The following is a 12,096-nucleotide window of genomic DNA, read 5'->3' as shown; positions in this document are numbered from 1 at the left end:
GCCTTGAGGTGAGGGCTTGGCGAGGGGGAAATGACGCCGGAATGGTATAGCAACTGGTTCGCGGAGGCATTCGAACAGCTTACCGCGAAGAACGCCCGTCTGGAGAAGGATTTCCACTTGGGGCACTGGCCGCGCTATGACTACGACCTGACAACGGGGAAGCTGCTGTTTTCACAGGAAGGGAAGGTCGCGGTCGTCGCCGAAATCCAGATCGCAGGTTCCACGAGCACAATGGCTGGCAACTGGCTGTGGGCCTGGGCGAACTCCAACCTGCCCGACGAACTCCTTGCGGACGCAAAGCAGGTCCGATCCTTAGGGGAACAGAACGGCATCGACGAGCTGGCGCAGGCTTACGTGGTCGATACCGACGACGACCTCGAAGCACTCGGATGGGAACTCAGCGGGGCTATGGTACGGATTTGCGACGCTGTTGGAGCGTACCGCTCTCCCCGCGGCAAAGGCGGCGGTCTTTACCTGGTTATCAAGAGCCTGAGCTGGGCCAGCGACAAACGCGACCACTGCCAACCATGTTAGGATAGACGCGACAAGGCCCGCGTCTTCTACACGCGGGCCTTTACTCACCATTGCCAGCTACTGATACTCAATACGGATCAGTAAGGGGAGCGGCACTCCCGACGAGGACCATTGTTCGGCTGGAAGGTGTTGTCGGAAGCGCGGTAGCTCCGATAATGATCGTAGCACCACTGAACGTGCGAGTTGCCTTCATAGACGCGGTTGTTCTCGTTGTTGACAATCGCGCCGGTGATCAGCGCGCCAGTCGCGAAGGCGGCCAGCGGGAACCAGTAGTCGCCATGACGGCGATAGCCGCGGCGATATTCACGATAGCCGCGATGCCCATTCCAATACATGTCACCGTTGCGGCTAAAGCTTCGATTGCGCGAGAAATTGCGGTCGAAGGAGCGGTTTCTCCTCCACTCCCGGTATTGCACCGTCTGCACATCCGGCGCTGCCGCCTGGGAGAGTGGCACGAAGTTGGGCTGGGCGTTGACCGGCACCACCTCCGCCGCGACGAATGTCGCCGAAAGGGTGGCGGCAAGCAGGCCCGTTGTGATTCTATTCATTGGTATTCTCCTCGAGGGTTGGCGAACGTCCCTTTGGCAAAAAACGACAGTGCGTCGGATTTGTTCCGCCGTGTAGGCAGCCGTTCCCGCACGAAACCCAAACCGCCGGGCTGGTCGCCAGAACCCGGGGGAACAAGCAAGGGGCAGCGAATTAGGGCAAAGAGCAGGTTTGGAACCCCTCTTTTCCGGTTGACCGGTCGCGGCACTCTCCCTATGTTCCGCGCAATTTCGAGGGCGGCCTTTTCGAGCCCGCGGGAGCGCGTAGCTCAGCCGGTAGAGCAACTGACTTTTAATCAGTAGGTCATGGGTTCGAATCCCATCGCGCTCACCAAAACCCTAACAAAATCAATTGGATAGTTTTCGGCTGCGACACGGGCAGGGCGCGTTTCCCTCTTTGGCTAACGAGCGGCTAACAATTTCGTGATCGGGCAATGAAAAAGGCCCGGCAAGCCGAAGCCCCCGGGCGAAATCGATCAACCACTTCTCGGTTAATAGTGGTCGGGCTGCTCGCGGTCGACGCACACCTCCCGCTCGTGATCGCCGCGCGCGCCAGCCGCCCAATGCTCTTGATTGTGGTGACGGTTCGGAGCCCCGAGCGTGGGCTCCAGCGTACCGTCGTCCTCGTCGTCGCTGTTGTCCTGCTCCCGGTCGTCGTAGGGACTGCCCCTGCCGTCATCAAAGCCCCTGACGGTCTGCGGGCCGAGCGCGCACCACCCAAGCCACGGTTCCGCGTCTGCCCCGTCCTCAAGGTCGCAATCGGCCTCCATAACGTCCAGCGCCGTGATGAGGCTCATGGCGCGGTCTAGCAGGTCGTTAAGCTGCTTCTCGACGGCTTGCCGCCAAGTGCGGGGATCTACCCCGGCCGGCATCCCGTAGGGCTTTAGAAGTCTGACAGGCGCGTTCATAGCGTCGTCCCCAGTGACGCTTTGAATTGTGCGAAGACTTTATCGCGGTACCTCAGGCTGCGAATGTAGGCCAAGATATCAGCACGAGGCGCGCCGCTCTCTTGCATCCATACAATGTGGGTAAGCCACTCATGCATCTGCGCACGATAGGCGGCGGCGATTTCTGGCGGCAGCGTGTCCAACAGCGCTTCGAGGCGCCCAAGTTTGGCATGAGCGCTTTCTCTGGTCGGCGGTGTGATTAGAAGGGCCAGCGGAGCCGGCAATGCCGCTGTAGCGCCAGCTATGGCCGGCAGAGAGGCAAGGACGCCCAATGCGGCGCGGCGTGACAGTTGCGCGCTCATTGGCCCAACTCCTGCTCAATCTGTTCTAGGACACGCGCCCCGGCATCATGGAGCGCGTTTGAGAGGCGTAGGAGCCTCAGAGCTAGGTGAAGACGTACAACGCGCGTGCGGATGGCTCCTGCCCCAAGCAGAAGCGTTATTGCTGCGTATGTCATGGTTTAGTCCCCAGGTAAGGGCTGTTCAGACCCATATGGCGGTCGGCGCCAAAGCCGGGGTTGAACACCTGCCTGGAAGACAGGCCGAACGCTTTTAAGGTTTCCCTCTGGACATAGCGTCCGCCCCCGGCCATAAAAGCCGAGTTGGACGCCCGCCAAGGCGCTCCACGCGCGAATAGGAAGCCTGCCAGGGCTTCGGCATTCGCAGATTTTCGGTGAAGCCTCCCCGCCAAGGGTCGCTACGCCGTATTCCAGGTCCGGGTGTTCAGCCCACGGACATTTGCCGCTGATTTGCCTCAATCGTCAAGCGCTCCCCTTTCCCGGGGCAGCCGCGCCTTGCCTTAATGCGTTACCGGCGCAATGGTGGGCTCGGGAGGATTAGGGGCCATGGGTGTTTTGATTATTCTCGTTGGGCTACTCGAATTGTCCTTGGGCATAGTGACAATTGCCGCTGCCAAATCGGCAATCCACGAAATAGAGTCCATCGCTGCTTTCGGATTTGGGTCGGTAACGTTTGCGCTTGGAGTGATCAGCATCCAGCTTCGATCGCGACATTAGTGCCGGTGCGGGCCTTTTGCTGAAACAAGCCCGCACCGTGCCTAATGCTTTAGTGTCTGGTCTTTCGATACCGGCGCCTAGCCTCAGCGATCACAAACGCGCGCGTAGCCCTATCCTCGGGCTCGCGGTCGTGCTGCTCCTCGACTGGCTCCTGTTCTTGATCAGGATCGCCGTCCATTTGGTCCAATACCGCTATGAGGTGTTCAATCGTTGCCTCGACACGCTTGCGAAAGAACGTGCTCATTGCAGCGTCCTTTCCTGCCACTGAACGATAGGCGTGCCGCCAAGCTCGTTTATCGCTCTCAGGATGTGTTTGTAGTTCAAGCCGGATCGCCAGGATCTTCGCCTGAAATAACGCCCTGACCTGGCGAATTCATCCAGGTCGGGCATAGAAATGTTCTGTCGCCAGCATTCCTCTCTGAGTTCATCCAGAAGCAGGTTGCCGGTTGTCCGATAAGGTCGCTTGCGGGGTCGCGATAGCTTGCACTTGCAGCCCCGCCTCCAGATCTGTTTCATCGTCATTTCTGGGAAGGCGTCGCGAAGCTCTTGGGTCGAGCTGGTGCGATACATCTTCCGGAACAGGGTGTCCCGCTTCGCTGTCCACACATTGATTCTGCGGTGAACGATTCCGAGCACCGAGCACCGATGCTCGATGGCTTTCCGGCTGCGGTGAGGCAACGCCTTCGCCATGGCCAGGTAATCCGGATAGAGCGATCGACAGATTTCGTCCTCTTTCGGTATCCAAAGCTTCTGACCTAGGAGCGTGAAACCTCGCTGATGGATCTGTCTTCTAAGCCTCTCTCCTGCCGCTTGGTGTTGGGCTGCGTCTGCTAAGTGCATTTGGGTCTCCTTCCCTCTCGTTGATCGCCATGAGCTTCTTCATGCCTTTTTTTGGAGGTTTGAACCCGACCGCGCGAACCATACGCCGTCACGGCATATAGTTCGACGGCCGAAGCCATGGCACCAGAGATAGAGGAAAGTTGTGCCCGTGAATCCCGCTGTTATCCTCGCCTAAGAGGAATGCCGGGCATGTTTAAGGGGGATTCACAGATTCGCGGATCGGGTATATGTTCGCCGGCATGGAAAGCGCATTCGATGATATCGCCAGCGCCTTGAAAGCCCCCCAGAACAGCCAGGGGAGCCGCTACAGCGCGTTTGCCCTGAAGATGGCAGCGAACTTGCTCATGGGCTTCGCAATCGGCCTAGGAATCGCCATAGGCCACGCTGTAGCGGGCTGAGCGGTCACTCGGTCATTCCCAGCACCGGCCCGGTGGTATTCCACTGGATGAACTCGACTTCCTTCCCCGTCACTTCCCGCACGGTCTTCAACAACGCCTCATGCAGTGTCCGCGTGGCGCGGTAATGCTCGCAGTGCGGCGATATAAATGGCTTTATGATGCTTTTGTGGAGCGCTTCCGCCGCCACGAGAAAGCGCTCGATTTCAGCCTGGGAAAGCTGCTTGGATGGTTTGGACCTGGCCATTGGCGATCTCCGTTTTGAGGGTTTCGCCGCAACGAAAGGATTATATTCCTCGCCCGCGTCTGCTTGCAAGACGGTGCCGTTATTTTCACGGAAGTCCTTCCCGCTCTCCACCCCGTGGGCCCGCCTCCTGGCAGTACGGGCAGGGAAAGCGGGCCCGGTCAGGGGGGACATCCTGACCAGCAGCGGGGAGCTGCCACATTCGAACTTGCCGAGAAATACCAAGTTCCCACATGCGCACAAAATGCCCGCCGGCCGGAGCCAGCGGGCAGCTGACAGAAGTGGAGAACCGCCGGACTAGGCGGCTGGCTCCCGAACCTTTGACTCTGACGTATGTTCCATTGAGGCCCGCACCCCACCCCACTGTAGAGCGCGGGCCGGCCAGCGTCGCGAAAGACCCGGACGCGCCGCCGCCTTCGCCCGAAACTTGCGACTGGTCGAGCTGTTCCCGACCCCGAGCACTAAAACCCGCCGGGCGTAGCCCTAGCGGGCTGCTTTGTTCTGGATCGGCTAGCCGGCCGACTTCGAGATGACGATCACCTGGGCCGCGATGCTGCCCAGACGCTCACGCTTCTTCAGTTCTGGCTTTTCATAGGTCTTCTTCATAATGGTCCTCCCCGGTTGTCCTCGGCAGAGAGAAAATTGCCTTGCGAAGGGGAGCGTTGTCAACCGGTGCGAGGGGTCGAAGGAAGACCAGTCAGTCCGCCAACCCGGCATCGTGGTGGACGATCGCATCAAGGACCGCCTCATAGACGCTGCCGGTGTCCTCCTCGATCTCAGTGCTGCTGATGCCGACCTTTTTGGCATCGGCGAAAAGCTTTTGTGTCAGTTCGGCGACTGAGATGACATCCGCACCGACTGTCCCCGGAACGTTGGACCGGATCCACCGGTCGAGGAAGTCAGTGCCTCGCGTGCTCATCCGAACCAACCGAACGTAAGGCTGACCATCGCCACCGCAACCATTACCGAGATCGGTACCGCCGCGAGCAGGGCCGCTTCTAAAACTCGAGTTTCTTTATCCCTGAACATTAGGCGCGCCTCATACAAGCTTCTTTGAAGCTAACAAGTCGTAGGCCCATGATTCGGTTCCCCTTAAGGCAGACAGAATGAAGTGGCCCGCTGCACGAGGGGAAAGCAGCGGGCCGGTGCGCCACGGGCGGGAGATGAGTATGGCGCCTGCGGGTCGAACTTGGGCCAATCCAACTTGTTCCCGAGCCGTGCCGCCCTTTTTTAGCAGTGCCTAATCAAATCTGGACTCTCCCCCGCAACGGACGCATTGTCCCATCGGGAGTGAAGGGCTTGGGAAAAGGCCATCATTACAGAGGTGCTGGTGCTGATCAGCCGAGGCGCGCGAGCGTGCGGCGCCGAAGGTCATGGCGGTGGCAGTACATCCTCCCGCTCGTAATGGTGCCGCTTGCGGCTTTCCTTACTGTGAACCCAAGCAGCCTCAACACTGTTGCGAACCTCGTGCCCACCAAATGGCTTGGCAGCTTGGACGTCCCTGATCCCTCATCGCTGCTGCTTGCGGGCGGCAATTGCAACATCAAGGGCAACATCTCGATTAACACCGGCGAGCACATCTACCACGTCCCCGGCCAAGAACATTATTGGGAAACGAGGATCAGCCCTGAGTATGGCGAACGCTGGTTCTGCAGCGAAGCCGAGGCGCAAGAGGCTGGCTGGCGTAAAGCAAGACGGTGAGACGGCGGCACGTTAACTGGTTGTTGGCCGATCCTCGATTAGCATCCGCTGATGGAAACCTCTTTTGACGATCTCACCCATGCCGTGAAGGCTCCACAAGAGAGCCCGAGACTCCGCATTGCGCTCGCGGCCTTCGCCATCCTCGCCGCCGTGGCCGGTGCCGGTGTATTGATCAAAGGAACTGCCCACGATCAGCCGCGACTGCCAACCGTCGATATCGGTCAGATCCTCCACCCAGGCGTGGTTTGACTGCTTCCCGTCGGCAGAGTTGCCAACTGCCTGATCGGCCATTTTTATGGCTTCGTAAAAGTGCGGACTTCCAAATTGGTCCATGCGCCTTGCGTCGCGGGCGCCCAGACCAGGCTGTAGACAATCGCGTCGTAGGACCGGTAGATTTTGAAGTTCTTCGGCCCGTTAATGTTTTGGGCCTGCATCAGGATTTCAACGATATCCTGGTCGTTCGCCGCACCCCAATCGATATAGAACGCAACAGGATATGGTGTGTTCGAATCCCACACGGTAGCGGTGTTGCCGTCCCTAGCCATGGCGGCAGTCGTGCTGTTCGCCGCCGATGAAACGGACGGCGTCCCTCCCGTGATGTTGCTGCCACCGGATGAGGCACGAAAGATGATATCGACAAGGCGCATAACGCCGCCGCCGGCCTGGTTGTCGGCGAAGGAAACCGCCCAGTAGCGTGCGGCACCAGTCGCCACATCCCGACCAGCGGCGCTGAAGGCCCTGGCCTCGCCGATCGTATCTGCCGGCAGCGCGCCGCTCCATCCGGTCTGCCCCGTTATCGTCGCCAGCGTCGTCCACGACGAACTGTCGTCGGAATACTGGATCGTAAAATCCTTTGGCGATTCGGTAGGGACGGTCGGGAAAGCCTTTATGACAACCTGCTGGATATCCTTGGCGTTGCCGGAGCCGAAGTCGTAGGTGATCGTTGCCGTGGCGGAATTCGCTCGCCAGACCGTAGCCGGATTGCCATCGAAGGCATTGGCCGCAGCGCCAAAGCTTGCGTCTGATGCGCTGGCCGTGCCGCCTGTGGCGACATTGGCGCCCCATGCCGTCGTGCGCATCAGAATTTCTGCGATGGCAACACGGGCGCCACCATCGACGGCTGTGCAGCTTATTCGCCAATAGCGATGTCCACTGCCGCCGCCACCACCGCCGCCGGGATTGGTGTTTCCAAACATTTGGCCGGTGGACATTAACATCGGTCGGTCTCCTATCGTTCAAACATGGCGATCGAATACGGTTCGATGATCGATCTCGCGATATCGCGAGCGCCGGCCGTGACGTCGATCACGGCGCCCTGGATCTGATCATCGATGTTGACGCATTCGACTTCATCTTCGCCACCGCCGTGGATCATGAGATCCGACAGGAAATCAGACAAATTTCGGAGGTCGCCGGTTCCCGATACATTGAACCGGCGCCGCTGGGGCACCGCAAAATTATCGGTCGTGATGACGGTATCGCTGATCGCGTCGTAGACGTGGCGCCATGGTGACAGCTCAAGTGGCTTCGAAACCGTTTCCGTCGTGCCATCGTCCAGATTGGTAAAATAGTAGTGGTCCGAGTCTTGCGTGAAAAACGTGTCCTCGAACCTGTTGAGCGTCGGGTCGCCATCGCCGCGCGGTGCTGAAGATGCCGGGAGTTGATAAGGCACGGTGACAGTCCAGATTGTCGCGCCGGTCGAGCCGACCTTGATAGCCTGCGCGTTGTCATTCCAGACGATCAAATTGCTATCGTAGAAAACGACATATCTCAGATTGTCGCTGAACGTTGCCAACGTGGTCGTTGTCAGGACGAGGCCCTGAGCGTTGATTACCAGCTTGTAGAGCGACGTTCCCGCGCACACATAGACGTCAGCGTCACTGTCCCGAATGGTGCCTACGGTGATGCTCTCTGGCAGTCCCCGGCTATCCCAGAAGCTACCGGAGAGGCTGACGCGCGTCATCGTGTTGGCGTCGAACCTGAAGACCGAGAAGTAGCCGATATGGAAGCTGCTGGCGATCAGGAGGCCGGAGGAATGGCCAAACTGCAAGACTGCCGCCGCATTCAACAGTTGCCCTGCGTCTCCGATCGCAGCACCTTCGCTGATGGATGTTCCCGTCACCGGGTCAAGCATGATCGGGAAAGTGCCGCCGGCTGGACCGGGGACAAAACCAAACGCCACGAGGCGATCCATGATCGGGACGTAGGCAAGGAAGTTTTCGGTTATGCCGCTATACGCTCGTCCAAGGCCGCTGATCGCAATCGCGTAAATTTCTCGCAAGCCGATGATCGAGAATCGCCTAATTTGGCCGCTATCATTCAAGATGCCATAGAATTCCTGAGCGTCCCAGTCTGCCGCAGCGACGGTGTTGATCGGGTCCGAGAAAAAGGTCTGAAAGTTTTGGACTTGGGGGTCCGTCGACGGATCTTGAATCCATTCCGCTTCGAAGACAGGAGGCGCGCCAATGGTGAAGATATCGAAATTTCGAAACACGATGTCGAGATAGCCGCGATGGGCCGAAACGTTGTTGGTGCCTTCCTCGCTGACCTGGGAAGGGTCGCGGCCTTGCGTGCTTCGGCCATCGTAGACGCGGAAGTCGACGCCGGGGGCTCGATAGCCGGTCGAGGAATCATAGATCAGCTTCCCCTGAGCCCATATCCTGCGGACACCCCATGTCGAGTTCGGGACTAGAGGACGAGCAAAACGCAGCCGCGCCGTCATGGCGCTGGTCGTCGTGGTGACTTGATCAAACCACTCCATATGCGTTTCGGTGACGGTGAGGATTGGTGCCACCCAGATATAAGAAGCCGGCAAGCGGGCCTTGCCCCATACCACCGGGATTGTCTGGCCGTAGGCCGATGTCGGAAGCGTCGTTTGAACGGGCGACGGCTCCGCGACGGTAGGCGATGCCGGCGGGCCACCGAGATAAAGGACAGGCCTTGTGATCATGCTGTTCCCGCCGTGAATGAGAGAATACGCGCCATCGGATTTGCCGGCTCAGTCACCAGTGAGATTTCCGGTACAGCAAGCACGCGCCGACAAAAGCGGCCATTTGTTCCTGCAATTCGGCGAATGTCTCCAATCAGCGGCGCGCCAAGCGATAAACCGGTGAATTCGCCAGTCTCGATCTTCGCCGACGCCTGCCTGCCACCGGCAGACTTCAAATCGAGCCGGCCAATTGCCAGGAGGCCGATGTCGTCCTCGCGGAATTCAAGCCAGTCGCCGATTTCCGAGCCTTCGTGCATCATAAGCATCTTGGGTCTGAAGCCTTGTCGGATCAGATCCGTGAATGCGCCATGGCCAATGACGTCCTCGTCATGGGCAGCGACTCCGTAAGCTGTAGCGTGCCCGGCGAACATCATCATGCGCTCGCCTGTGCCCTGACGAGTTCATCGAACATGGCGCGGGCATTCTGCTTTGCCGTCTGTGTGCTTTCGCCAGCGGCGGCATGATAGTTCAATGTGATCGGGCTGCCGGGCTGGGCGACGGAGACGTCCTGGTTGTATGTGCCGTCGCTCGATGTCGTCGGAAAGTTCACGCTGGGGCGCTTAACGGAGCCTATACCCCAACTGGAAATGTAGCTGCCCACGTTCGGATCGAACGAATCGCCGAATGCATAGGCGCCGCCACCGATACCGCCCGCCTTGCCGGGTCCGCCACCGGCAGTGAGCAACGATAGGATGGAACTGGACAGGCCGCCGATGTTGCCCCGGACGACATCGCTCAACTTTGAGATGGTGACGTTGGTCTGGGAGGAGTAGCCGCCGATGTCATTGCTCAGGCCGCGCAGATAGCTCTTGGTGTTTTTGTCGAGGGTCGACACATTGTCAGCGGTTTCACCGGTATTGTCGGCGGTCTCGCTGTTGTATTTCGTGACGCTGACACCCGAGCCGTTGGCGTTGTTTTGAACCACCGGGGCTCCAGCTCCAGGCAGGGTGATCTTGTTAGGATCGCCGCCATAGCGGGTCACGTTCGGCAATACGCCGGGACTGGCAGCGGGGGCGGTTCCACCCATGGATTTAAGAAGATTATCGAATGAGCCTGCCGGATTGTTCAGGGCCTCTTCGGCTGTCGCCTGGATTCGATGCAATTGGGATTCCAGGTCGTTGAGGCTTGCCGTGGCGTCGGCGATCTCCAGCTTGACGTTCGCGCCTTGCTCGGCCTGCGCCTGAAGCTCGGCAATCTTGGTCGTCAGAAAATCGATGCCCTTCGTCAGTTGTGCGACATCTTCGGCGCCGCCGGGGGCCAGGTTGCCTTTCGCCAGCCGATCCAGAATGCTGCCTTCTCGGAATTTCTCACCGCCCAAAGCGACCACGAGGTTTTCGAGATTCGCCCAACTTGGATTGTTGACGAAGTTCTCCAGCGACGCGGCGGTGGTGTTGATCTGCTTCGAGAAGTCGGCAAATCCCGCAGTTGCATCCACAAGCAGCGGCGCAAGGTTTATCAGCGCCTCGCCTAGCTGGACGTGGATGACTTGGCTCAGAAGGTCCAGTTTGTCGTCAAGTTCGCCGGCCTTTTGAAGCAACGAATCCGGGACAATGATCCCCAAGCCTTGAGCGGTCTTTTTCATAGCCTCAATGGAGGCGCGGCCCTGGTCGAGGAAACGAGCCATTTCGACGCCGGATTTGCCGAAGACAACCGCGGCAAGCGCCGCCTTTTGGGTCGCGTCTGTGGTTTGGGCCAGGGCATCGGAAACAAGCTTAAGCCGTTCCTCCTGATCCTTGGCGTTGAGGATGTTCTGAAGCAGTTGCGGGTTGAGCTTAATAAGCCCGGAATATAGGGCGCCAGTTCCCTTTTCGGCGAGGCCGGCATTTTTCGCGAAGATCGTCAGCGAGGTATTGAAACTTTCCTGCTCGATGTTCGCTTGCTTTGCAGCGAAGGACAGCGCCTGGAACGTGTCGGACTTCAGCCCAGTCTGTTTGGCGTTGGTGGCAATTTCGTCGTATTCGGAAATGGTCTGCTTCAAGGTCTGGAACGCACCGCTAAGAGACCCCAGTGCCGCCAGTCCAACGCCCGCCGCAACGCCGACGCCGAAGTTCTTAAGCGTGGTGCCGATCCCGATAACGCCCTTCTCCACGGCTGCAACCGACTTCGCCATGCGTGCCGACTGCTGTTCAACGGTCTGCGCGCTGCTTTTAAAACCGCTAGCAAATGAGTTGGCATTCGTGACCAAATCGATGCTGATGCTTCCGACCGTTGCGGCCATTAGGCGGTTCCTTCCGTTTTTATCGCAGCGATTTCAGCCGCCAGCGGTGCGTTGTGCGCGGCGAGAAAGGCACCCATGGCCGTCTCAGTCTCATGAAGCGCTGCCAGGCCGGAACCGGAGACCAAAAAGGCCATTTCGATCCCAGCAAGGATCACGTTCCGAGCGACGTCGAGTTGCTCCTGTTTGCGGCGTGCGTCGCCTGCCTCAATGGCTTCGCCCCAGTATGTGGACGGCTTTTTGCTGGTCATGCTGCTGCCCTGTCCGTGGGTGTTTTGCTCATGGCATCAAATCCTCCCGCAGCGGCCGGATAAGGCGAGATCGTTCATATATCCGCGCATTTGCCCATGCTTCGATGCGGGGAACCGCACTGGCCAGGCTTGAAACTCCTCCCACAGTTCGCAAAAGGCGATCGCGGAAGGCTCCCTGAACACGTCAAGCCAACCAGCCGGAGCGATGAACCGATCCCACGCCGCGCCGACGCCGCCGCGCATCCAATCGGGCTTGATCAGCCGTTCTTGCGCAGCAACATGTGCGCTTTCCGCAGGGCCGTGCCGATCGGAGCGATAGGTGCCTTCGACAAGACGCAAGCCCTGCGGCAGTGGTCGCTTTCCTCGCCTCATAATTAGGCCTCTCAGAGTTTTAATTTGCCATTGTGAAAGATTTGGATC

16 protein-coding genes and 1 tRNA gene are annotated in these 12,096 nt (G+C 59.0%); 4 read left to right on the top strand and 13 right to left on the bottom strand.

Going from position 1 to position 12,096, the window contains the following annotated elements; all coding sequences use genetic code 11:
- Positions 1-30: 30 nt before the first annotated feature.
- A complete protein-coding gene (locus tag LB557_RS23715) occupies positions 31-534 on the top strand; it encodes a DUF6882 domain-containing protein (protein WP_224643947.1) in 504 nt (167 codons plus the stop codon).
- A gap of 77 nt (positions 535-611) precedes the next feature.
- Here LB557_RS23715 and LB557_RS23710 read toward each other — a convergent pair whose 3' ends face one another.
- Entirely contained in the window at positions 612-1,082 is a 471-nt protein-coding gene (locus LB557_RS23710; protein WP_015317740.1) for a BA14K family protein, read from the bottom strand.
- Between the two features lie 255 nt (positions 1,083-1,337).
- Between LB557_RS23710 and LB557_RS23705 the strand changes: the two genes are divergently transcribed.
- Positions 1,338-1,413 (top strand) — tRNA-Lys (locus LB557_RS23705).
- 157 nt (positions 1,414-1,570) lie between these two features.
- Here LB557_RS23705 and LB557_RS23700 read toward each other — a convergent pair.
- The 3 genes from LB557_RS23700 to LB557_RS23690 all read right to left on the bottom strand — a co-directional run bounded on the left by LB557_RS23700 (position 1,571) and on the right by LB557_RS23690 (position 3,881).
- Positions 1,571-1,876 carry a hypothetical protein gene (locus LB557_RS23700; RefSeq protein ID WP_224713106.1) on the bottom strand — a complete coding sequence of 102 codons (306 nt, stop codon included), beginning with the start codon at positions 1,874-1,876 and terminating at the stop codon, positions 1,571-1,573.
- Positions 1,877-1,983: 107 nt separating this feature from the next.
- Complete coding sequence (locus LB557_RS23695; RefSeq protein WP_224643949.1) at positions 1,984-2,328, bottom strand: hypothetical protein; 345 nt, start codon at positions 2,326-2,328, stop codon at positions 1,984-1,986.
- Positions 2,329-3,281: 953 nt separating this feature from the next.
- Complete coding sequence (locus tag LB557_RS23690) at positions 3,282-3,881, bottom strand: hypothetical protein (protein WP_224643950.1); 600 nt, start codon at positions 3,879-3,881, stop codon at positions 3,282-3,284.
- Positions 3,882-4,108: 227 nt separating this feature from the next.
- On the opposite strand from LB557_RS23690, the gene LB557_RS23685 reads away from it, so the two are divergent.
- Positions 4,109-4,279: a hypothetical protein gene (locus tag LB557_RS23685; protein ID WP_224643951.1), complete on the top strand. Its 171-nt coding sequence runs from the start codon at positions 4,109-4,111 to the stop codon at positions 4,277-4,279.
- 4 nt (positions 4,280-4,283) lie between these two features.
- On the opposite strand, the gene LB557_RS23680 is transcribed toward LB557_RS23685, so the two are convergent.
- Positions 4,284-4,523 carry a hypothetical protein gene (locus LB557_RS23680; RefSeq protein WP_224643952.1) on the bottom strand — a complete coding sequence of 80 codons (240 nt, stop codon included), beginning with the start codon at positions 4,521-4,523 and terminating at the stop codon, positions 4,284-4,286.
- Positions 4,524-5,217: 694 nt separating this feature from the next.
- Positions 5,218-5,439, bottom strand: coding sequence for a hypothetical protein (locus LB557_RS23675; protein WP_224643953.1), 222 nt, complete (start codon positions 5,437-5,439; stop codon positions 5,218-5,220).
- 485 nt (positions 5,440-5,924) lie between these two features.
- On the opposite strand from LB557_RS23675, the gene LB557_RS23670 reads away from it, so the two are divergent.
- Positions 5,925-6,221 (top strand): hypothetical protein, encoded by a 297-nt coding sequence (locus LB557_RS23670; RefSeq protein ID WP_224643954.1) that lies wholly within the window; start codon positions 5,925-5,927, stop codon positions 6,219-6,221.
- 12 nt (positions 6,222-6,233) lie between these two features.
- Here the strand turns inward: LB557_RS23670 and LB557_RS23665 are convergent, their stop codons facing one another.
- The 7 genes from LB557_RS23665 to LB557_RS23635 all read right to left on the bottom strand — a co-directional run.
- Positions 6,234-6,512, bottom strand: coding sequence for a hypothetical protein (locus LB557_RS23665; protein ID WP_224713105.1), 279 nt, complete (start codon positions 6,510-6,512; stop codon positions 6,234-6,236).
- A gap of 2 nt (positions 6,513-6,514) precedes the next feature.
- On the bottom strand, positions 6,515-7,432 hold the full coding sequence (locus LB557_RS23660) for a discoidin domain-containing protein (RefSeq protein ID WP_224713104.1): 918 nt from the start codon (positions 7,430-7,432) through the stop codon (positions 6,515-6,517).
- 17 nt (positions 7,433-7,449) lie between these two features.
- The gene (locus LB557_RS23655; protein WP_224713103.1) at positions 7,450-9,171 is read right to left on the bottom strand and encodes a hypothetical protein; all 1,722 of its coding nucleotides are present in this window, start codon (positions 9,169-9,171) and stop codon (positions 7,450-7,452) included.
- Positions 9,168-9,587, bottom strand: coding sequence for an HK97 family phage prohead protease (locus LB557_RS23650; protein WP_224713102.1), 420 nt, complete (start codon positions 9,585-9,587; stop codon positions 9,168-9,170). Before LB557_RS23650 ends, LB557_RS23655 begins: the two co-directional genes overlap by 4 nt.
- Positions 9,584-11,428 carry a hypothetical protein gene (locus LB557_RS23645; RefSeq protein ID WP_224643959.1) on the bottom strand — a complete coding sequence of 615 codons (1,845 nt, stop codon included), beginning with the start codon at positions 11,426-11,428 and terminating at the stop codon, positions 9,584-9,586. Before LB557_RS23645 ends, LB557_RS23650 begins: the two co-directional genes overlap by 4 nt.
- Positions 11,428-11,676 (bottom strand): hypothetical protein, encoded by a 249-nt coding sequence (locus tag LB557_RS23640; RefSeq protein ID WP_224643960.1) that lies wholly within the window; start codon positions 11,674-11,676, stop codon positions 11,428-11,430. The genes LB557_RS23645 and LB557_RS23640 overlap by 1 nt, the downstream gene beginning before the upstream one ends.
- A 36-nt stretch (positions 11,677-11,712) precedes the next feature.
- Positions 11,713-12,096: hypothetical protein (locus tag LB557_RS23635; protein ID WP_224713101.1), on the bottom strand; the 384-nt coding region annotated here is incomplete at its 5' end.

The sequence above is a fragment of the Mesorhizobium sp. BR115XR7A genome (assembly GCF_020165315.1).
Lineage (GTDB): Bacteria > Pseudomonadota > Alphaproteobacteria > Rhizobiales > Rhizobiaceae > Mesorhizobium > Mesorhizobium australicum.
Note: the sequence above shows the minus strand (reverse complement) of the source record. Positions and strands in the feature narration are given on the sequence as shown.